This is a genomic window from Janthinobacterium sp. J1-1 (assembly GCF_030944405.1).
In the GTDB taxonomy this organism is placed as follows: Bacteria; Pseudomonadota; Gammaproteobacteria; order Burkholderiales; family Burkholderiaceae_D; genus Janthinobacterium.
This window is the reverse complement of record NZ_CP132339.1, coordinates 1,389,066-1,410,736: the sequence shown is the minus strand read 5'-3', so window position 1 is coordinate 1,410,736 and position 21,671 is coordinate 1,389,066. Positions and strand designations below refer to the sequence as shown.

The window sequence follows — 21,671 nt, the reverse complement described above, 5'->3', positions numbered from 1 at the left end:
CACTCAACGCAATGGGCGTCACCCACGTTCATTTGAACGCTAGCAACATGGTCAACTCGTTGCGTGCATCGGAAGCTCGGCATGCGTATCTGTCCGATCTCATAAAAATGGATTACAAGGCAAGCTCACTTGAACCGAAGATATGATTTCAACTCATCCCAGCGGGCTGCTCCTCCTGGCATCGCCATAGCGCGTTGTTTAGACTCCAAAAAGAACGCCCAAGCTACTGCTGCAAAACCAGCCATTATCGTAGCGACCAGCACGATCAGAGCCCGTTTTGGTTTGGACTTGCGCTCCGGCTCAAGCGCTGGGTCAAGTACTTGGATAAGCGAAGGCTCTTTGGCCTCTTCGAGGCGCGCAGCTTCATATTGCTTTGCCAGCAGTTCGTACAGCATTTGGTAGTACTTAAGGTCGCGCATCAGCTGAATATTATCCAGTCCTGCCTGGTTTATTTCACTTGATGGTGAGGTGCCGGTGCGACCACCTTCCAGCTTTGCCAGTTCGCTTCGCAAACTGCCCAGCTCTTCGGTGGCACGCCGGAATTCCGGATTCTGCGCTGTAACGAATGCACGCATTGAACCAAGTTGAATTTCTTTGGCTGAAACCTGTGCCTTGAGGCGCGCGGCAGTTTCCAGAATCGCCCGACTCTCACTATCGACACTGATCACGCCGCGACTGTCCATTGCTCCCTTAAGCTCCATTTCAACCTTTGCAAGGTTATCTTTGGCCGTTTCAAGCTGACGCTCGAAGAAAACGCGTCGTTGTGATGCTTCCGTAATGGCAAGAGTTCTGGTCAGCCCCTGTAATTCATCAATATAGCCGTTAGCCAATTCAGCAACAAATTTCTGGCCTTCGTCCTCGACGTTAACGGTGATCATTCCATCCTTGCCAGCGGCGATCACCGTCACCGCCTGCAGACGCTCCCGCGTGACATCTTGGGACTCAGTGTCATATTTTTTTTTCAAATCAAACCTAGTGATCAGCTTGTCAGCGACTGTTCGGCTCTTCAGAATACCTATGTACAAATCGGTAGAGTTTTTTATGCCAGCCGCACCAACCGCAAGACTCGCGGCACCACCAAGTTGCGACAGCAGCGCGGACGCCCCTGATTGCGATTGCTGTGGAGGAAGTACCTTGACTGTCGCCTGATAACGGTTAGGTAGTGTCAAACTAATCGCCACTGCAATAATCGCCACTGCCAATGGCAATCCAATGATTAACTTTTTGCGCTTGGCCAAAATGATCATGAGATCGATCAAGTTAGTACCTGCGTCGCCGTACGATACACTTGATCCAGGCACTGATATCTGTTCTTTTTTCATGCCGTTTGGCTGCTCGTTGTAGTTTTCCATTATGTTTTAATTTCTCAGGGTTTTGACAGCAGCTGCGCCCAAGCCGAAATTAGCAAAGATTTGTGCCCATTCGCGCGTACCCTTGGTGAACTTGGTCCAAGATGTTTCCTTATCGAATTTCTCCGGCACAACGATGGAATCACCAGGCATGACTATTACGCCACCAATACCACCAAATGCCCAAGCACTCGTGTTGCGTGCTACCACGCTTCCATCGGTGCGCATGATAAAAACGTTTTCCACATCTGCGTCGACTGTCAGTCCAGCCATGTTCAAATAGTCCGCCACCCGGGTATTCGAGCGCCACATTGGTGACGCCTCGGCGTTGACAGAGCCAAATATATGGACAAACTCCGGTTTTGCCGCAATCACGAGGCGATCGCCATTTTCCAGCTTGAGTTGAGGCAAGCGCGCAAACGATCGCTCCGCCGGGTCGAGTCCAAACGCTATACGGCCAGTTGGTTTCATCTGCCTAAAGCGAACAATATTTTCTTTAGCAAGTTGCATATCCGCCAGACGTTGCGCTTCCGCAGCCTGCGCATCGGTGGGGCTAAGCGCCCGGGCATTTGCCGCGCCTTTCGATTGTTCAAGGCGCAACTGATTCTCCAGTTTGGTAGCGGCTTTTTCCAAGTTGATCTCTTGCTCCATGCGAACCTGCTCGCGATAGAATGCCGTGCCGAAAAAATAAGCATCCTGCGTCGTGCCGCCAGCCCGTGCCAATAAAGATTGCAGCGTTTCACCTGCAGTCATCTGGTACACACCCGGCACTTTTACCTCACCTTCAACCCGCACAAATATGCGGCGCTTGTCCATTGGTACTGCGACGTCCTGCTGGGAAAAAATAGTGACCGTATCGCCGGGCTGCAGTTGTACGTTATCAGGGCTCGACGGATCGGAAAACACTTTTCCAAGGTTAAATGGAATCAGGCTCACCGTCAGATCGGAGCGATTGATACGCTCCACGACAGCGTAGTCCCAGTTGATTTCGTCAATCAACCCACCGATACGCGATGCGATATTGCCAGCCGCTTCATTGGTCGCCTTGTCGTTCTCGCCAGTACTCACCGCGCCATTTTGGCGTTTAATTGAATTGCGGGTAATCAAATATTCGCGATTAGGAATCAGATCACTGACATGCATTCCTGGCAGGAACGGTGCGCGAATGGCTTGATCCACATTACCGCGCAGAATCACCGCATTTGAAAAATCGGGGGTAATCGAAGTAACATTGAGCACATCGCCATTTTTCAGCGTGCGCTTCAACCCCGCTTCGTTCAAGGCAAACTGCTCCACGCTACGCGGCTGATTCTTGCTCGCATCAATACGCTCGAGATATGCGCGCCGCGGATCGGCCACAATAGGCATCCCACCGGCGATATCGAGAATCGACTCGATCGTGTCGGTAGCACTGCGCAGCTCATAAATAGCAGGGGTATTGACTTTACCGACCAGTGCGACATGGCCAGTGGCAGCCGGAATGTAAATCGAGTCTCCGTCTTGCAGCTTGATATCGGCCGACTTGTCACCCTTGGCGATGAAGGCATACAGATCGAGATCAGCAACGGTCTTGCCGCCACGTTTGACTTGCAAGTGACGCATGCTGCCGTTGACGTTCGGTCCGCCGCTGGCGAACAGCGTGGTGACCAAGGTCGACAGGCTGGACACCGTATACGTACCTGGCCGGTTTGCCTGACCCACAACGTAAACAGTGATGGCGCGAAGCTTGCCAAAATTAACACTAATTGTTACACCTTTGTACATCGTGGCGACCGCATTGCGGATGACTGACTCCGCATCTCCCGCCTTGACACCGGCCAGGGATACCGGACCGATCGTCGGAATCGATATCTGGCCATTGCGGTCAATCTTGGCGCGGTAGTCGATATCGATGCTTCCAGTACCGCGTATCATCAGCTCATCACCGACGCCCAAGGGATAGTCGGCAGGCACCGGTGCGCCGGATATCGGTGTAAACGTGTCAGGGGTGTTACTGAAAAACTGAGCACCATACACTGGCAGAATCTTGCCGGTGCTGTCGGCGATGAATTTTTGAAACTCACTGGTGTCAGCTTCAGAGACGCGAGCGGCTGACGATGATTGTGAACGCAGGTTCGGCGCTGCGCGGCCAGCGGCACGATTTGTACGATTTACAGGATTAGCCTCTTCGCTACCGTCTGCAGCGCCTGCATTGACGTTGCTATTGGCAATGCTGACACGCCGTGACGTCTCAGGTGTGGAAGCGCCAGTACTGGTACCAGTACCAGTACCAGTACCAGTACCAGTACCAGTACCAGTAGATGTCATTGTCTGACCAAACGTTTCTTCCTTGGTGGCAACATTCTGGGCAGAAGCATAGATAGAAGTAACGGCCAGAACTACGGCTAAGAGGCGACGAGTGATTTTGGTCATTGATGAATTCAGTTGTGGGAGGGGGCTTGATGGCGATAATTCCGCATCATATTTTAACTTAAATCATGAAAGCATGAAAAATTATTTTAAAAAAATCAATACTTTATGTCGAAGGCGTTGTAAATCCAGGCACAACATCGGCGCTCCCCTTGCGCGTCTCCATGGGACAGCTTGAGTCGCACATCGTCCAGGCAATGCGCACCGGTTCACCGATTTGGCGAAGATCAGTTCGAATTGATCTCGCCATTGTCAGTGCTGAAACATGCTGGTCGGGATATTGCCAAGCTTAACGGATGGCCGGCATCATCAAGTGATCGCGTACGCCAGGCGTCATGTCGGCTGCATCGATCAAGGCGCGATTGGCGGCAGCGTCTTGTCCAGCCTGCAACCAAATATTGTCGGAGATATCAGACGATGGCGCATATTCCTGCACGATCTTTTGCAGATGCAAGCGGATCGCATTGTGATCGAATCGTACGCAAGCGTCCTCCAGTTGCTGCAGCATTTGCTGGAGCACCGGCCACTCGAATTCGGCTTCCTGGGCGCGCATGATCAGCGGGTGATCGGTGCCGCTGACATTGCTGCCGATGAGCAGTTCCTCATACAACTTCTCGCCAGGGCGCAAGCCGACATAATTGAGCTCGATCGTGCCAGCTGGCGTGTCCGGGGTTTTCACTTCCTGGCCACTCAAGTGCACCATCCGCACGGCGAGATCCGCGATACGCACCGGCTCACCCATGTCGAGCACGAAGACGTCGCCGCCCTTGCCCATGGCGCCAGCCTGGATCACCAGCTGCGCCGCTTCCGGAATGGTCATGAAGTAGCGGGTAATGTCGGGATGGGTCAGGGTAATCGGGCCCCCGCCGGCGATCTGCTTGCGGAAAAGCGGCACCACCGAACCTGACGAACCGAGCACGTTGCCAAATCGCACCATAGAGAAGCAGGTACCGGTTTCCTTGCGCGCAAACGCCTGGAGCACCAGTTCGGCCAGGCGCTTGGTCGCACCCATCACATTGGTCGGGCGCACCGCCTTGTCGGTGGAGATCAACACAAAGCATGCCACCTTTGCCGCGACCGCCGCCTTGGCCATGCTGAGGGTGCCATAGGCATTATTACGGATACCTTCGATCGGATTGTGCTCCACCAGCGGCACATGCTTGTAGGCAGCGGCGTGATACACCGTGTCGACCGCGAACGAGCTCATGATGCGCGTGCATTTTTCCGTTTCCAGGGCCGAACCGACGAAAGCAACCAGCTCCACGCTCAGTTCACCTGTGGTACGGATCTCGCGCAGCTCCTGTTCGATGGTGTAGAGCGCGAACTCGGAAATATCCAGCAAAATCAGTTTGCTGGGTTCGAGCGCGATGATCTGGCGGCACAGTTCGGAACCGATCGAACCGCCCGCGCCGCTGACCATCACCGACTTGCCGGTAATGCAAATCGACAGCAATTCGGTATTCGGCGCCACCACGTCCCGGCTCAGCAAATCCTCGATTTCGATCTGGCGCACGTCTTCTACGCGCGCATTTCCCTTGACCAGGTTGCTGATCGGCGGAGTGACCTTGATGCGCACTGTCAGCATGGCAAGCTGGTCAAGAATCACGCGCTGCTCCCTGCGGCTCAGTTGCGGCATCGCCAGCAAGACGGTGGTGATGTTGTACTTTTTGACCAGGCGTTCAAGCTCGCTCGAAGGATAGACTTTGATGCCACGTACGATCGTATTGACGCGCTGGGGATCATCATCGATAAAAGCAATCGGCAGGTATTCATTGCCTGGATTGATCGCATTCGCCAGCAAGCTTCCCGCTTGCCCTGCGCCATAAATCGCGACGCGTGTTTTGTTGAGGTGACTATTCTGGCTCAGGAAGCCACGCGCCAGAAAGCGGCTTGATAAAACATAAAGGATGGCGGCCAGCCAATAAATAATGAATGTCTTGACTGAAAACAGGGTGCCAGGCAGGGCCAGGCCCAGCACGGCCAGAATCAGTGTCGAGATGGTAACGGCGCGCAATGCAGTAAAGATGATCTTCTGATCGATATAACGGATCACCGCGCGATACAGCCCAAAATGCACGAACACCGGCATGGAGATCATGCCTGCTGCAAGGGCAATCCACAAGTACTGCACAGGCAGCTGCAGGCTATGTCCTTGGGTCTGGAGCAGTGCCGAAAAATAGAAGATGACCGGAAGACAAAGCACATCCGCAGTCGCAGCGATGAGCCGCTTCTGGTTACGAGGAAGGCTCAGGAAAATGTTTTTCATGGTTTGATGACTCAAAAGGGGGGCACAATTGCCCGCCCGAAGTGCAGGATCCCGAAAGGGATTTTTAACAATTGTGGAATGTTACCTGAAATTATTTTGAGCTTGTGAGGTTTTACCGTATATGCAACAATCAAAAATTGATAGGCAAGCTTATTTTGGCCAAATTATTGCCAAAAATGAAAGAAATACGACTATTTTTCACTGCTTGCTTGCCCCTTGGCGGCATCATAATCCCCTTTTGATGCGCCCATCTCAATGATTTACTGCCAAGCAACTAACGACAGTGCTTTGCATTAATAATGTGCAATTTTTTCCAAAAATACAAGTAGTGCATCGTGCAGTGGAAGCAGAATAAGCAACCATATTCATCCGTGTTAAACGTGCCGCAAGGTAAATTTAAATTGTTGCTTGTCGCCATAGGCAAACACACGTTGCAAGTTAATCCACTGGACTTTTCAATCGTGCGGCATCAATATCAAATTGCCATCCCGGTGCATGCCCCACGCACTGGCATTTCATTCATCCACCGCGCGGAGAATCACATGAATTTCATTATCTGGATTGTTATTGGCGGCATCATCGGCTGGCTGGCCAGCATGGTCATGAAAACCAACGCACAACAAGGCATTTTCCTCAATATCGTGGTCGGCATCGTCGGTGCGTTCCTGGGGGGCTGGCTGCTGTCGCCGCTGTTCGGCACCAGCACCATCAATAGTGACAATTTCAGTCTCGCCTCCCTGCTGGTGTCGTTCCTGGGGGCCGTTATCCTGTTGGGCATCGTCAATTTGTTGCGCCGAGGTAAGATGCGTTAAGCCAGCGTCACGATACCGCGGCTGTCAAACCGATAGCCGAAAAACGATAATTTTTACCATGGCCGGGCCGCGCAAGCGCCCGGCCATTTTCATTCGCGCTCTGGCGCAGGCGCGACAGTTGGCCTTGTGATACGGAAAATGTCATTGACTAGTCACACTTCGATACGGATACTCCATGTCGCCCGCTGAAAAAATCACCGGGTATACACGCTGATTCCGACTTCCCTTCATGTAAAAGACCAGAACTCGAATGAAAAAATCCCTGATTGCGCTCGCTATCCTGAGCAATTTTGCACACGCCGACGAAGGCATGTGGATGCCACAACAGCTGCCACAAGTAGCCAAGGAATTGAAAGCCGCCGGCCTGAAACTGGACCCGGCCACCCTGACCAAGCTGACCGAATTCCCGATGGGCGCCATCGTCAGCCTGGGCGGTTGCTCGGCCTCGTTCGTCTCGCCGCAAGGCCTGGTTGCCACCAACCACCACTGCGTCTACAACAGCGTGGCGGTCAATTCCACCAAAGAGCGCGATCTGCTGGCCAACGGTTTCCTGGCCAAGACTTTTGCTGAAGAACTGCCGGCCGCGCCGGGCAGCCGCATCTTCGTTACCTCGGCCGTGACCAATGTCAGCGACAAGATCATTACCGCCGACGTCGCCAAGCTGCAAGGCAAGGCACGCATCGACGCGATCGAGAAAAACCAGAAGAAACTGGTCGCCGAATGCGAAAAAGAAGCGGGCTTCCGCTGCACGGTGTCGGCCTACTATGGCGGCCTGGAGTTTTACCTGATCAAGCAACTGGAAATCCGCGACGTGCGCCTGGTGCATGCGCCTCCGGCCGGCGTGGGCAAATTCGGCGGCGACACCGACAACTGGATGTGGCCGCGCCACACGGGCGACTACGGTTTCTACCGCGCCTATGTCAGCAAAGACGGCAAGGCTGCCGACTTCAGCAAGGACAACGTGCCATACCAGCCGAAACACGTGCTGAAACTGGCCAAGGATGGCCTGAAAGAAGGCGACTTCGTGATGGCGCTGGGCTACCCTGGCCGCACCAACCGTCACCGCCTGCCGTCGGAAGTGGCGTTCACGTTTGACTGGAACTACCCTGCCTTCGTGAAAGCCTCGGGCGAAACGCTGGCCATCATCGCGCGCGAAACCAAGGACAACAAGGATGTCGCGCTGAAATACGCAGGCCAGGTTGCCGGCGTGAACAATTACTACAAGAACCGCCAGGGCATGCTGGACTCCTACGCGGGCAGCGACTTCCTGGCACGCAAGACGGCCGAACATGCAGCGCTGAAAACCTGGGTCAACGCCAACGCCGCCCGCAAGGCGGAGTTCGCCGGCGACATCGAGCAGGTGGAAAAGCTGATCGCCGAGCGCGATGCCGACACCAAGCGCGATTTCTTCCTCGGTTACGCACAGCCGCGCCTGCTGAACACGGCGCGCAGCCTGTACCGCCTGGCCAACGAAAGCACCAAGGCCGATACGGAACGCAAATCGGGCTACCAGACGCGCGACCTGCCGCGCCTGGAGTCGGGCATCACCTCGGTCGAGCGCACCTACGACGAAAAAGTCGACAAGGCGCTGGTACTGAACAGCCTGGCCAAGTACGCCGCCCAGCCAGCCGCCCAGCGCCGCGCCAGCTTTGACGCCGCCATCGGCATCAAGGACGGCATGTCGCAAGCCGACCTGGCCGCCGCCCTGGACAAACTGTATGCCGGCAGCAAGCTGGCCGACAAGGAAGAACGCAAGGCATGGCTGAAACGCACGCCAGCCGAATTCCAGGCCAGCAAGGATACCTTTATCCAGGCAGCGGTCGCCATGTACCCGGATTCGCTGAAAAACGAAGCGGAAGACGAAGAACTGTCGGGCAAGATCCAGCAGTCGTACGCCAACTACATGAAAGCAAAAATCGCCTTCATGAAGAGCAAGGGCCAAGCCGTCTATCCTGACGCCAACAGCACCCTGCGCGTAACGTTCGGCAAAGTGGCCGCCCGTGACCATGGCGCCGACGGCACCACCTGGACCGCGTTCACCACCGTCAATGGCGTGGTAGCGAAGGCCACCGGCGAAGGCGAGTTCAATGCCCCTGCCAACCAGCTGGCGGCGATCAAGGCCAAGGACTTCGGTAAATATGTCGATCCGAAACTGAAAACCGTGCCGGTCGACTACCTGGCCACGCTGGACATCACCGGCGGCAACTCGGGTTCGGCAGCGCTGAACTCGAAAGGTGAATTCATCGGCCTGGCCTTCGATGGCACCTTGGACTCGATCATTTCCGATTGGGACTACAACAAGGCCAACACCCGTTCGATCCAGGTCGACCTGCGCTACATGCTGTGGAATATGAAGCATGTCGATCACGCCGACAACCTGCTGAAAGAAATGGGCGCGGAGTAATCGCACACCGATAACAACAACCAATAAGCCCGGCAACGGGCAGTGGTAGCCTGAGCCACTTCTTCGGAAGTGGCTTTTTTTCGTCTAGCGTTTGATATTGGAGAACCGGTACGGCGAAGCTTGTGGCTGCTCGCCACGCAGTATCACGCGCCGGCCATGCTCCAGCGGCAGGGCCAGGTCGGCGCCCGGATAGCGCTGCGCCAGCAGCGGATAATCCACCGCGTCCATGCCCGCCGCCGGGATCACGATGCGGTAGGCATTGTCGCCAAAGTCCAGCAGCAGCGCGGGCTTTTCATCCGGCCCCGGCAACGCCGTGATGCGCACACGCACCTTGCCCTTGAGCCGGGTAATGGACTGCCACAACGGCAAGCTGCCCGACGTCAGGCGCAGATCGACGGCTTGCGCTGACGGTGCGCCATCGAGCGCCAGCAGCATGCCGCGATAGCGGATCAGCACGCCGGCGCCGGTCAGGGTAACGGAACCGTCATGGGGCGCGGCCCAGGCCCAGCCGCAAGTCCAGAGCAGAACGATGGTGATCATGCGCATGGCGCCTCCCGGGAGTGAGGCTGATTGATAACACGGCTGACGAAACCACTTCCTGCACCGCATCAAGCCGCAAGCGCCGGTGCTACAATTGCCGCCTAGTCGGCGTACTTACCCAGCGCGCCGTTCCCACCTTCCCAGACTCACACCGCCATGCCACAAGACTTGCGCACGACCTACGAACTCGGTAACCACAACCAGACCACGACCTGGCTGGAATGCATCACTTTCTACAAAGATCTCGCCGCCCGCTACCCGCAGGTGCTGCATTTCGAACAGATCGGCCTGTCCGACTCGGGCGTGCCCATCCATGCTGGCGTGGTCAGCGCCGACGGCGTATTCGACCGCGAGCAGATCAAGCAGGCGGGCCGCACCGTGTTTTTCAACAATAACGGCATCCACCCGGGCGAACCGGAAGGCATCGACGCCTGCATGGCCATCGTGCGCGACCTGTGCACCCAGCCGGAGCGCCTGGCCGCGCTGGGCACGACCGTGCTGCTGTTCATTCCGATCTACAACGTCGATGGCAGCCTGAACCGCGCCAATACCTCGCGCGTCAACCAGGATGGCCCGGAGCAGTTCGGCTTTCGCGGCAACAGCCGCCACCTGGACCTGAACCGCGACTTTATCAAGTGCGACAGCCTGAACGCGCAAGTATTCAACCGCCTGCTGGCCAGCTGGGACCCGGACGTGATGGTCGATACGCACACGTCGAACGGCGCCGACTACCCGTACACCATGACCCTGATCCACACCCAGACAGACAAACTGGGCAATGGCCTGGGGCCGTTCCTGCAGGACACCATGCTGCCGCATATTTTTGCAGAAATGGAAAACGCTGGCTGGCCCACCTGCCCGTATGTGAATCCGGTGCAGGACAGCCCGGACCACGGCATCGCGGAATTTTTGGAAGTGCCGCGCTTTTCGACCGGCTTCGCGGCCCTGCACCATGTGATCGGCTTCATGCCCGAAACGCATATGCTGAAACCGTTTGCCGACCGCTATGCCTCGATGCGCGTGCTGCTCGACATCACGATGGCGTTCACGGTCGAGCACGGCGAACAGATCCAGCAGCTGCGCGCCGCCGCGAAAGCGGCCGGCCGCACGCAAAGCGCATGGCCGGTCGCCTGGCGCATGAACGAAGAACAGCCATCGACCTTCCGCTTCAAGGGTTATAAAGCGCAATACACGCCGAGCGTGATCGGCGACTATCAGCGCCTGTCGTACGACCGTACGCAGCCGTGGGAACACGATATCCCCTATTACAACCGCTTCGACGCCGAGGTGGTGGTGCCGGCGCCGAAAGCCTATGTGGTGCCGCAGGCCTGGCGCGAGGTGATCGAGCGCCTGCGCTGGAACGGCGTCGAAATGACGCGCATCACCAGCGAACAGACGGTAACGGCGCGCTACTATCACATCAAGGAAGTGGGCACGCGGGCCACCGCCTACGAAGGCCATATGTTCCATGACACGCTGGAGCTCGAAACACATACGGCGCAGTTCATCCTGCAAGCGGGCGACTATATGGTGAGCCTGGACCAGGACAATGCCCGCTACGCGGTGGAAACGCTGGAACCGCAGGCGCACGACAGCTTTTTCCGCTGGGGCTTTTTCAATAGCGTGCTGGAAAAGAAGGAAGCGTTTTCCGATTATGTGTTCGAGGACATGGCCTCCGAACTGCTGCGCGACGAACCTCTGCTCGCGGCCAAGTTTGCCGAATGGAAGACGGCCAACCCGGCGTTGCTGAGCAATCAGGAAGCCGTGCTCGACTTTATCTTTGAACATTGTGAACGCTTTGCCGAACCTGAATGGCGCCGCTATCCGGTGCTGGCCCTGATGTAAGTCCGGGCCGCAAGTAGTCGTCTTATCCTGGCGCTGCATCGGAGACCCCGGTGCAGCGCCTCTTTCTGTGCTCTACCCACAAGGTACAACCATGCACTACGCACTGAACCTGCGCACCTTTATCTACAGCCATTACTTTTACCTGGGCTTGCGCGTGGCCATCGGCCTGGTCGGCCTGACCCTGCTGACCCTGGAAATCAGCGACAGCAACACCGCCATGACGGTCTGCATCGGCGCCCTGTGCACCACCCTGATGGACATGCCCAGCCCGCTGCGCCACAAATTCAATGAAATGCTGGCCTCGGTGCTGCTGTGCAGTGCCATCACCTTGCTGATCAGCCTGTGCGGCCCCGTGCAGTGGCTGCTGATGACGGTGCTGGTGCTGGTCAGTTTCCTGGCCAGCATGATGGTGGTCTACGGCAAAAAGTCGATGCCCTTGCAACTGGCCGCGCTGTTTATCATGACCATGTCGATGGAACACCAGATGACCTGGCAGCAGTCGTTCCACCATGCGGGCCTGTTCATGCTCGGTGGCCTGGCCTACCTGAGCTACGCGATGGCCGTGGCCTGGGTGCTGCGCCACCGCATCAAGCAGCAGGTACTGGCCGAAGCGCTGTTCGAACTGGCCGCGTATATCGACATCAAGGCCGACTTTTACGATGCGCGCTTCAATCTGACCGAGCAGTTCAACAAGCTGGTGCGCCATCAGAGCATCCTGGCCGACCGCCAGCAGGCCTCGCGCGATTTAATCTTGCGCAGCCACAAGAACAGCAAGGATGCGATCGTGGTGCAAGTCCATGTGTGCATGCTGGACCTGTACGAGCTGATCCTGTCCACGCACACCGATTACGCGCTGCTGCGCCAGCACCTGGCCGACTCCGACGTGCTGACCTCGCTGCACGACCTGGCCTACAAGGCGGCGCGCGATATCGAATCCGTCGCCTACGCCGTCACGCGCAAGCGCGCCTCGTATGCGCAAATCAATTACGACAAGGAATGGGCCGACATCGAGGCGGAAATTGCCCGCCTGCAGGCCAGGGGCGACAGCGCCCAGGAAGCGCTGGCGACCTTGCGTGCGCAGCGCAACAAGATCCGCGCCATATTGAAAATGATTGCCGAGCTGCACCTGGCCAGCCAGACCGTGTATGCGGACGTGCCGTTCTGGAGCGGGGCCGACATGGCGCCGTTTTTGTCGCAGCAAAAGTACGAGCTGGCCACCCTGCTGTCCAACTTGCGGCTGGAGTCGCCGATCTTCCGCTTTGCACTGCGTGTGGCGATGGCCATTTCGGTGGGCCTGCTGATCGGCCACTGGCTGCCATATGCGGCGCACAGCTACTGGATCGTGCTGACCATCGTCATTATCCTGCGGCCCACCTTCAGCATGACGCGCCAGCGCCGCGCCGACCGGATTATCGGCACCATTATCGGCTGCGTGGCGACCGCCATCGTGATCCGCTATGTGCACAGCAATATCGCGCTGATGGCAATTCTGTTCCTGTCCATCGTTGCCACGCCCACCTTCATCTACCTGCGCTATCGCTATACGGCGATCGCGGTCAGCCTGATGATTTTATTGCAGATGCACCTGGTAGCGCCCAGCAACCCCAACCTGGTCAGCGAACGCCTGATCGACACCCTGATCGGCGCGGCGGTGGCGACCGTGTTCAGCTTTGTGCTGGCCAACTGGGAATACCAGAGCCTGCCACGACTGATACGCCAGGTGCTCAATGTCAACCTGTCATACATGCAGGCCAGCTTCGAGCTGCTGCAGGGCAAATGTTTCGACGATTTCGCCTACCGCATCGAGCGCAAGCGCCTGATGGACAGCCTGGCCGCGCTCAGCTCGGCTTTGGTGCGCATGCTCGACGAACCGGCCAGCAAGCAGCGCGCGGTGGAAGACATCAATCTGTTCATCGTGCAGAACTATCTACTGGTGGCCCATGTGGCGGCGCTGCGCTCGATCCTGGGCCGCCATGCCAGCCAGCTGCCGGTGGCGCCCGTGAATGCCCTGCTCACGCACAGCCATACGCAAGTGTGCAAGACCCTGTCGCGCGCGCTGGACCAGCTCGACAACAAGGCGTCCATCAGCGCGCCGCAGCCAGCGCTGCCTGCGCCATCGGTGGACGATGTCAGCTGGTCGGGCTGGCCGCTGGTGCAGCGGCGCATCCGGCTGTTGCAGGCCGATGCCGACAAGATCGTGGTGCATAGCGCGGCGATCGTGCATATCGTTGCACTAAGGAAATCATAGCCAAGGAAACCATGTCATGAAGACGTAACAAGGGGCCGTTATGCTGCGGAGGTTTTTTCCAGCCTCCCACTACGTCAAGGTTTCCACATGCACGCATTTCCCATGACCCGCCGCCTGCCACTGGCACTGGCCATCAGCGCCGCCCTCGCCCTCGCCGCCTGCGGCGGTTCCGACCATAATGAAGAGGCAGCGCTGGTGATCCCGGCCGCACCGGCCGACCAGGGCGCCGCCGATACGGCACCACCGTCCGCCACGGCGATCCCGTTTGTCGACAATGTGGCCAGCAACCAGCGCGGCGATGCCCGCTACGCCACCGCCGCCACCAACGCCGGCGTGCGTGTGCTGATCGGCATGCTCGATATCTGGAAACCATTGACGGAAATCGTCGACGCCGGCGTGACCGCGCCGGCCGTGGGCGCCTTCCCGGCCGTGACGCAATCGGCCTGGACCGGCGTGCCGAATGACGGCACGCCAACCGGCACCATCGTCAACGCGGCCGTGCACAAGGCCAATATCGATTACGCCATCAAGGTCACGACGAGTCGCACGCCGGCCCAGGAACTGGCCGCCTACCTCGATGACCGCCGCGGCAAGGGCTACAGCATCACCGACGGCATGGGCCCGTTGACCGACGCCTGGCGCAGCGCCGCGCGCCAGACCACCAGCATCAACGAGATCGCGGCCGATGCCACCAGCAAGGTGTACAACGACAGCGGCAACAATACGGGCGTGGCCGGCAGCGACAATGCCGAGTTCGGCACAGTGGTCAGCCTGGTCAATGCGATGGGCAATAACGGCTCGACCGAACCGGCCAAACGCTTCTACAAATATGCGCGTCCTTACCGCTGGAGCAGCGAAGTCGTGCTGGTGCCGGCCCTGGTGCCAGCCAAGAGCAGCACGCCGGCCACCGATGGCGGCTTTACCAGCGGCCATACGGCCGAGGCCGTTCGTGGCGCGCTGGGCATGGCGTATGCCCTGCCGGAGCGTTACCAGGAGATGATGGCGCGCGCACTGGAACTGGGCGAAAACCGCATCATCGCCGGCATGCACTCGCCGCTGGACGTGGTCAGCGGCCGGATACAGGCGCAAGCCATCGTCGCGGCCAATCTGCTCGACGCCGAAACAGCCAAGATCAAGGCCGCCGCCGTCACCCAGGCGCACACGACCCTGATGGCGAAAACCAATACCACCGCCGACACCCTGTATGACTACGCCCACTCTGGCACCAACGACCGCTTTGCCGACTATGCCACCACCAAGGCCGCCTATATCCGCCGCATGACCTTCGGCTTTGCGCCGATCGGCTCGACCACGCTGCCTGCCGTGGTGCCGAAAGGCGCGGAAGTGCTGCTGGAAACGCGCTTGCCGTATCTGTCCGAGGCGCAGCGCCGCGTGGTGCTGAAAACCACGGCCATGCCATCGGGCTACCCGGTGATGGACGATGCTGAGGGCTGGGGCCGCTTGAACCTGTTTGCCGCCGCCGATGGCTATGGCGTATTTACCGGCAACGTGGTGGTGGCGATGGATGCGGCCAAGGGCGGCTTCAACGCCGTCGACCGCTGGCGCAACGACATCAGCGGCGCAGGCAAGCTGAACAAGCAAGGCACGGGCACCCTGAAACTGGGCGGCAACAACAGCTGGAGCGGCGGCACGCAGGTCGAAGCCGGCCGCCTGGAAGCGCTGTCGGCCACGGCCTTCGGCAAGGGCGACGTGTATGTCAGCGGCGGCACCCTGGTCAGCAATGCTGCTGTCAGCCTGGCGCTGGCCGCCAAATACACGCAGCTGGCGACCGGCAACCTGGAGTTGAAACTGGGCAGCGGCCAGGGCGGCCGTTTGACGGTGGCCGGCGCGATGACGGTGGCCGGCGGCAGCCTGAAGGTGACGTTCCAGAACGGCTACAAGCCGGCCGCGGGCGACACCCTCAATGTCATCGGCGCGGCCAGCCTGAAGGGCAAGTTCGACAGCATTACCGTCGACGGCTTCAAGGTCACGCCGACCTACACGGCGACGGGCTTGCAGCTGAAGCTGGACGTGTAAGTTCGTATCAGAAACTGAAAAGCCGCTCATCGAGCGGCTTTTTTCGTTTACTTCGGTTTATTTCAAATAACGCTCAAACCAGGCCAGGGTACGCTGGCGCAGGTCGCGCTGGTGCTCGGGCTTGCGGAACGAGTGGCCCTCGCCGTCATAGATGAACAGGGACGACGGCACGCCCATGGCGCGCAGGCCGTGCCAGAATTCCAGCGACTGGGCGGCCGGCGTTTCCACGTCGCGCTCGCCCACATAGATCAGGGTCGGGGTGGTCGCCACCTTGATGGTCGAGAGCGGCGACGCATTGCGGTAGACCTCGGGATCGTCATAGGCCGAGGCGCCGAAGAAGGGGATCATCCACTGGTTGATGCCATTCTGGCCGTAATAGCTGATCCAGTTCGACACGCCGGCGCCGGCCACGGCCGCCTTGAAGCGCGTGGTGTGGGTCACCCCCCACATGGTCATGAAGCCGCCATACGAGTGGCCCGTCAGGCCGAGCCGCTGGCCATCGACGGGCGCGATTTTTTCCACCGCGTCGATGCCGGCCAAAATGTCGCGCCAATCGCCGCCGCCGAAGTCGCGCATATTGGCGCGCGTAAATGCCTGTCCCTGGCCAAAGCTGCCGCGCGGATTCGGCAAGAAGACAAAATAGCCCTTTTCCGTCATCTCGCGCACCTGCGCGCTGGCCAGCTCACCAGGCCCGACATAGCGCGGCGAGGCGGCCGCGCCGGGGCCGCCATGGACGACGACGATCATCGGATGCTTCTTCTCCGCCTCGACCTTCAAGGGACCCAGCAACCAGCCCTGCACCTGATAGCCCTCATTGCTCCAGCCGACGTTCTGCACGCTCAGTTGCGGCGCCAGGGCATCGTTGTCGCGCGTGATTTTCTTTAAGCCGGTCAAGGGTCCCGCCACCAGGTGTGACGCCCGCGTAAAGTCCTCCTGCGCGGCGGCGGCATGTTGGCCATCGGCGCTGAACGACAGGCGGCCATCCGAACCACCGCTGCTGACTTCGCCGAGCAGTTGCGGCGCGGCCGGCCCCGTTTGCGGATCGAGTTTCACCAGCGCCAGTTGCGAGTCGATCAGGGCCGTGGCCAGCAGGCCATTGCCGCGCCAGACAACGCCATTGAAGGTGCCGCGATAGTCGGGCGTGAGGTTCTGCGGCGTGCCGCCGGCCAGCGGCACGGTATAGATGTCGCCGCCGATGGAACCGAAGTCGCTCATCAGGCCGCCGACAAACACCACGGTCTTGCCGTCCGGCGAGACCGATGGCAGGTTCAGCTGCATGGCCGGCGCGGCGATCTCGCGCAGCGCGCCGCTGGCCGCATCGACATGGCTCAGTTTGGCCACCCACCAGTTGCTGTCGCCATTGCCCTGGGCGCTGGTGGCGACAAAACCACGGCCGTCCGGGGTCCAGTTGTATTCGTACACATAGGTGTCGGCGGGCGAGACCAGGCGCAGTTCGCCCCCTGCGGCCGGCACCACGGCGATGCGCTGGGCGTCATCCTCGCCGCCCACTTCGCCCACTTGGCGCGCGCCCGCTTCCACCGCGCCGGCCAGCTTGCGCGCGCCGACCGTGGCCAGCAAGGCGAGCTGCCTGCCGTCCGGCGACCAGCGCGCCGTGCTGGCCACGCCCTTGATGCTCAGCAGCTCTTTGGCCTCGCGCTTGCCCAGGTCCACGGTGGCCAGGAACAGGCTGGCCTTGCCGGCCTTGGCGTCGTAGGCGACAAAGGCCAGCTGTTTGCCGTCGGGCGACCAGCTGGGCTTGTCGTAGGAACACACGGCGCAGGGGTCGAACTGCCGCACCACGGCGCCGCTGCCGGCGTCGCGCACCACGATGGCCGCATGCGGCCGTTGGACCTGGCCCCCGGTGTCGCTGGACTCGATGGCCACGATGCGCTGGCCATTGCCGGACAGGGCCACGGCGCGGTAGTCGCGCAGCGATGGCGTGGCACCCGCTTGTGCGCTGGCAGCGAGCAAGGCGCTGGCCAACAGGCCCAGGCTGGCGATTTCGGTTATTTTCATGATGTAATTCCCGGTTAGAAATGAAAAAAACCGCCGGCAAGCGCGGCGGTTTCGAGTGGTCATGCCAGGGTCAGCGTCCCTGCTTGCCCAGGTGAGAATGACGTATGCTGTAAAGGAAATAGATGGCCACCGTGACCGCCATCCAGACGCTGAACACCACAAAGGTGGTGTGCGGCAAGTCGCGCATGATGTACAGGCAGGCAAACACGCTCAGGCCCGGTATCACATACGGGCCGAACGGCACGCTGAAGCCTTCGATGCGGTTGGCGCCCTGCTTGTGGCGCAGCACCGGCACCGCGATCGACACCACCATGAAGGCCGTCAGCGTGCCGATGCTGACCATATCCCACAAGTAGGTAGCATCGACCGAGCCGGCCACCAGCGCCACCACCAGGCAGACGATCAGGGTATTGCTGACCGGCACCAAGGTCCGTGGATGGATCTTCTGGAACGATTTCGGGATCAGGCCGTCGCGGCTGATGGCGAACAGGATGCGCGTCTGGCCGTAGATGGTGACCAGGGTCACGCTGAACACGGAAATGACGGCGCCGGCCGACAGCACCAGCGCCGGCCAGGCGTGGCCGGTGACATTTTGCAGGATCACCGCCAGGCCCGCTTCCTGGCCTTCGAACAGTTTCGCCTGCTGGGCGCCGAGCGCGGCCACGGCCACCAGCAGATAAAACACGGTGACGATCAGCAGCGCGCCGAGGATGCCGCGCGGCACGTTGCGCGTGGGATTTTTCACTTCGTCGCCAGCCGTGGCTACCGTATCGAGGCCGATAAACGAGAAGAACACGGTGCCGGCCGCCGCCGTGACGCCCGTCATGCCGGCAAAGCCCTTGCTGTTGTCGGTATTAAAGAAGGGGAAAAAGTTGTCGGCGTTAAAGCCGGAAAACGCCACGACGATAAAGAACACCAGGATGGCCAGCTTGATCAGCACCATGACGGCGTTCATCAGCGCCGATTCCTTGGCGCCGCGCAGCAGCATGAAGCAGCACATGCAGATCAGGAAGATGGGCGGCAGGTTGATATGGCCGGCATGAAATTCCATGCCGTTCGGCCCGGAGACGATCATCGGCGTGCGCAGCATTTCCGGGATATGCCAGCCAAACGCGTTTTCCAGGAAGTTGTTCAGGTAGGACGACCAGCCGATGGCCACCGCGCTGCCCGCCAGTCCATACTCGAGCAGCAGGCAGGCGGCCATGATAAAGGCCAGGAATTCGCCGACGGTGGCGTAGGCAAACGAATACGAGGAACCCGAGGCGGGAATGCGGAACGACAGTTCGGCATAGCACAGTGCCGTCAGGCCCGCCGTGACGGCGGCGATCAGGAAAGACAGGATGACGGACGGGCCGGCCTTGGGCACGGCTTCGACCATGGTAAAGAAGATGCCCGTGCCGATGGTGGCGCCGACGCCGATCATGGTCAGGGAAAACAGGCCGATGGAACGGCTCAAGCCGCTGCTGCTGAGGCCTTCACCAGTGCCGCTCGTGGTATCGATCGGTTTGGTGCGGCAAAGTTTCTGGACCAGGGTTTGGCTCACTAGCAATCCTTTTAGGAGGCGGGTCATGACGACTGAAAACGCATGAAAATGGTGCGTGGCGTTACCCGAAAAAAAACGGGAAACAGTACAGTCCATTTTCAAAACTAAGCGATTATAGGGCTTTCACCGGCCCAGCCGAACAGATCTTTGATGCAAGGAAACAACGGCTGCGGCAATAAAAAGCGCGCCGCTGCAATCGCAGGGGCGCGCCAGGATACCGGCCGGGGCCTAGAACTTATTTCTTGTTCGGCAGATGAATGTCCGCCGGCGGCCAGCCCGCCTCATAGCCTTGCGGCACTTCCTCACCGCGCTCTTTCGGCGCCAGGCCCAGCACGTAATACAGCACGGTCAGCAGGATCAGCCAGGCCGGGCCGATCATCAGCGCGATGCGGGTATCGGGGAAATACGCCATCAGGCCGATCACCAGTGCCAGAAAGGCCAGCGAGATCCACGTGCCATACGGTGCGAACGGCATGCGGAACGCCAGGTTCTTGATCTCCAGCGGGCTCAGGGTCTGGCGGAAGCGCATCTGCGTGACGAGGATGATGCCCCAGGTCCAGACGGCGCCAAAGGTGGAAATCGAGGTGACCCAGATAAACACTTTTTCCGGCACCAGGTAGTTCAGCAGCACGCCGATCAGCAGCGCCAGCACCGACACCATGATGGCGCGGCGCGGCACGCCGCTGGCCGTGGTCTCCGCAAACGCCTTCGGCGCCTGGCCCTGCAGCGCCAGGTTGTACAGCATGCGGCCGGTGCTGAAGATGCCGCCATTGCACGACGACAAGGCGGCCGTCAGCACCACGAAGTTGATGATGCCGGCGGCCGTCTTGATGCCCAGGCGCTCGAAGGTCATCACGAAGGGGCTGCCGGTGGTGCCGATTTCATTCCATGGGTAGATCGACAGGATCACGAACAGCGCGCCGACATAGAAAATCAGGATGCGCCAGAATACGGAATTGATGGCGTCGGGGATCGATTTTTTCGGGTTCGCCGCTTCGCCGGCCGTCAGACCAATCATTTCCACGCCCAGGTAGGCAAACATCACCATCTGCAGCGACATCAGCACGCCTTGCGCGCCATTGGGAAAGAAGCCGCCATGCGTCCACAGGTTGGAAATGCCGATCGCCACGCCATCGTTGCCCAGGCCAAAGATGATCATGCCGGCGCCGCCGACGATCATCAGGATGATGGTGACCACCTTGATCAGGGCAAACCAGAATTCGAATTCGCCATAGGCTTTCACGGCCAGCAGGTTGACGGCGCCCATGGAACCCAGGGCGGCCAGCGCCCAGATCCAGCGCGGCACGTCGGGAAACCAGATGCCCATGTAGATGGCGACGGCGGTAATTTCCGCCACGCAGGTGACCAGCCATAAAAACCAGTAATTCCAGCCCGTCAGGTAGCCTTGCAGCGGGCCCAGGTAATCTTGGGCATAGCGGCTGAAGGAGCCGGCGACGGGATTGTGCACGGCCATTTCACCGAGCGCGCGCATGATCATGAAGATCACCGCGCCGCCGATGATATACGACAGCATGATGCCGGGACCGGCCATCCGGATCGCATTGCCCGAGCCCAGGAACAGCCCCACGCCGATCGCCGCGCCCAGCGCCATCAGGCGTATCTGTCGCTCACCCAGGCCACGGTGCAAACCTTGCTCATTCGATTTCATTACTTCGTCTCCGTCTTTTTATGATGCACCGGCCGCTTGCGTGCCGGTGCAGTTAATGCATTTATTCTGCCAGCTCTGCAATCAATTCGATCTCGACGCACGCACCCAGTGGAATCTGCGCCACGCCAAACGCGGAACGTGCGTGCTTGCCGCTGTCGCCGAACACCTCGACGAACAGTTCCGAGGCGCCATTAGTGACCAGGTGCTGCTCGGTGAAGTCGGGCGTGGAATTGACCAGGCTCATCACCTTGACGATGCGCTTGACCTTGTTCAGGTCGCCGCCACAGGCATCCTGCAGGGTGGCGATCAGTTCGATGGCGATGCCGCGCGCGGCCAGTTTGCCTTCTTCCGTGGTCGTGTCCTTGCCCAGCTGGCCGACCCAGACCTTGCCGTCCTTCTTGGCCAGGTGGCCGGACAGGAACACGGTATTGCCGGTGCGCGCATGCATCACATAGGCGGCGGCCGGCGCGGCAACGGTCGGCAATTCGATATTGAGGGCTTTCAATTTTTCGTAAAACGACATGCTATTTCTC

General features: G+C 59.4%; 13 protein-coding genes. 5 read left to right on the top strand and 8 right to left on the bottom strand.

Translation table 11 applies throughout. The features are described 5' to 3' along the window. Positions 1-125: 125 nt before the first annotated feature. From Q8L25_RS06325 to Q8L25_RS06315, 3 genes are all read right to left on the bottom strand, one after another. Positions 126-1,352 (bottom strand): Wzz/FepE/Etk N-terminal domain-containing protein, encoded by a 1,227-nt coding sequence (locus Q8L25_RS06325; RefSeq protein ID WP_308924060.1) that lies wholly within the window; start codon positions 1,350-1,352, stop codon positions 126-128. A 6-nt stretch (positions 1,353-1,358) separates the two neighbouring features. Next, positions 1,359-3,761 (bottom strand): SLBB domain-containing protein, encoded by a 2,403-nt coding sequence (locus Q8L25_RS06320; protein WP_308924059.1) that lies wholly within the window; start codon positions 3,759-3,761, stop codon positions 1,359-1,361. A gap of 286 nt (positions 3,762-4,047) precedes the next feature. After that, positions 4,048-6,024, bottom strand: a complete 1,977-nt coding sequence (locus tag Q8L25_RS06315; RefSeq protein WP_308924058.1) for a nucleoside-diphosphate sugar epimerase/dehydratase — start codon at positions 6,022-6,024, stop codon at positions 4,048-4,050. Between the two features lie 542 nt (positions 6,025-6,566). On the opposite strand from Q8L25_RS06315, the gene Q8L25_RS06310 reads away from it, so the two are divergent. Continuing rightward, positions 6,567-6,836, top strand: coding sequence for a GlsB/YeaQ/YmgE family stress response membrane protein (locus Q8L25_RS06310; RefSeq protein WP_065307147.1), 270 nt, complete (start codon positions 6,567-6,569; stop codon positions 6,834-6,836). A gap of 250 nt (positions 6,837-7,086) precedes the next feature. Continuing rightward, entirely contained in the window at positions 7,087-9,240 is a 2,154-nt protein-coding gene (locus Q8L25_RS06305; RefSeq protein WP_308924057.1) for a S46 family peptidase, read from the top strand. 84 nt (positions 9,241-9,324) lie between these two features. Here Q8L25_RS06305 and Q8L25_RS06300 read toward each other — a convergent pair whose 3' ends face one another. Then, on the bottom strand, positions 9,325-9,780 hold the full coding sequence (locus Q8L25_RS06300) for a hypothetical protein (RefSeq protein ID WP_308924056.1): 456 nt from the start codon (positions 9,778-9,780) through the stop codon (positions 9,325-9,327). A 156-nt stretch (positions 9,781-9,936) separates the two neighbouring features. On the opposite strand from Q8L25_RS06300, the gene Q8L25_RS06295 reads away from it, so the two are divergent. From Q8L25_RS06295 to Q8L25_RS06285, 3 genes are all read left to right on the top strand, one after another. Further along, a complete protein-coding gene (locus tag Q8L25_RS06295; protein ID WP_308924055.1) occupies positions 9,937-11,625 on the top strand; it encodes a M14 family zinc carboxypeptidase in 1,689 nt (562 codons plus the stop codon). 91 nt (positions 11,626-11,716) lie between these two features. After that, entirely contained in the window at positions 11,717-13,873 is a 2,157-nt protein-coding gene (locus Q8L25_RS06290; protein WP_308924054.1) for an FUSC family membrane protein, read from the top strand. 87 nt (positions 13,874-13,960) lie between these two features. Further along, positions 13,961-15,910, top strand: a complete 1,950-nt coding sequence (locus Q8L25_RS06285) for a phosphatase PAP2 family protein (protein ID WP_308924053.1) — start codon at positions 13,961-13,963, stop codon at positions 15,908-15,910. 57 nt (positions 15,911-15,967) lie between these two features. Here Q8L25_RS06285 and Q8L25_RS06280 read toward each other — a convergent pair whose 3' ends face one another. From Q8L25_RS06280 to Q8L25_RS06265, 4 genes are all read right to left on the bottom strand, one after another. After that, positions 15,968-17,926, bottom strand: coding sequence for a S9 family peptidase (locus tag Q8L25_RS06280; protein WP_308924052.1), 1,959 nt, complete (start codon positions 17,924-17,926; stop codon positions 15,968-15,970). Positions 17,927-17,996: 70 nt separating this feature from the next. Continuing rightward, positions 17,997-19,469, bottom strand: a complete 1,473-nt coding sequence (locus tag Q8L25_RS06275) for an amino acid permease (protein WP_308924051.1) — start codon at positions 19,467-19,469, stop codon at positions 17,997-17,999. Positions 19,470-19,704: 235 nt separating this feature from the next. Continuing rightward, the gene (locus Q8L25_RS06270) at positions 19,705-21,138 is read right to left on the bottom strand and encodes an amino acid permease (RefSeq protein ID WP_308924050.1); all 1,434 of its coding nucleotides are present in this window, start codon (positions 21,136-21,138) and stop codon (positions 19,705-19,707) included. A gap of 61 nt (positions 21,139-21,199) precedes the next feature. Then, the gene (locus Q8L25_RS06265; RefSeq protein ID WP_308924049.1) at positions 21,200-21,661 is read right to left on the bottom strand and encodes a RidA family protein; all 462 of its coding nucleotides are present in this window, start codon (positions 21,659-21,661) and stop codon (positions 21,200-21,202) included. Positions 21,662-21,671 lie beyond the last annotated feature (10 nt).

Excerpts from the sequence above, each read along its gene's own strand:
- Q8L25_RS06325 (WP_308924060.1), bottom strand. The coding sequence starts at position 1,352 with ATGGAAAACTACAACGAGCAGCCAAACGGCATGAAAAAAGAACAGATA.
- Q8L25_RS06320 (WP_308924059.1), bottom strand. The coding sequence starts at position 3,761 with ATGACCAAAATCACTCGTCGCCTCTTAGCCGTAGTTCTGGCCGTTACT.
- Q8L25_RS06315 (WP_308924058.1), bottom strand. The coding sequence starts at position 6,024 with ATGAAAAACATTTTCCTGAGCCTTCCTCGTAACCAGAAGCGGCTCATC.
- Q8L25_RS06310 (WP_065307147.1), top strand. The coding sequence starts at position 6,567 with ATGAATTTCATTATCTGGATTGTTATTGGCGGCATCATCGGCTGGCTG.
- Q8L25_RS06305 (WP_308924057.1), top strand. The coding sequence starts at position 7,087 with ATGAAAAAATCCCTGATTGCGCTCGCTATCCTGAGCAATTTTGCACAC.
- Q8L25_RS06300 (WP_308924056.1), bottom strand. The coding sequence starts at position 9,780 with ATGATCACCATCGTTCTGCTCTGGACTTGCGGCTGGGCCTGGGCCGCG.
- Q8L25_RS06295 (WP_308924055.1), top strand. The coding sequence starts at position 9,937 with ATGCCACAAGACTTGCGCACGACCTACGAACTCGGTAACCACAACCAG.
- Q8L25_RS06290 (WP_308924054.1), top strand. The coding sequence starts at position 11,717 with ATGCACTACGCACTGAACCTGCGCACCTTTATCTACAGCCATTACTTT.
- Q8L25_RS06285 (WP_308924053.1), top strand. The coding sequence starts at position 13,961 with ATGCACGCATTTCCCATGACCCGCCGCCTGCCACTGGCACTGGCCATC.
- Q8L25_RS06280 (WP_308924052.1), bottom strand. The coding sequence starts at position 17,926 with ATGAAAATAACCGAAATCGCCAGCCTGGGCCTGTTGGCCAGCGCCTTG.
- Q8L25_RS06270 (WP_308924050.1), bottom strand. The coding sequence starts at position 21,138 with ATGAAATCGAATGAGCAAGGTTTGCACCGTGGCCTGGGTGAGCGACAG.
- Q8L25_RS06265 (WP_308924049.1), bottom strand. The coding sequence starts at position 21,661 with ATGTCGTTTTACGAAAAATTGAAAGCCCTCAATATCGAATTGCCGACC.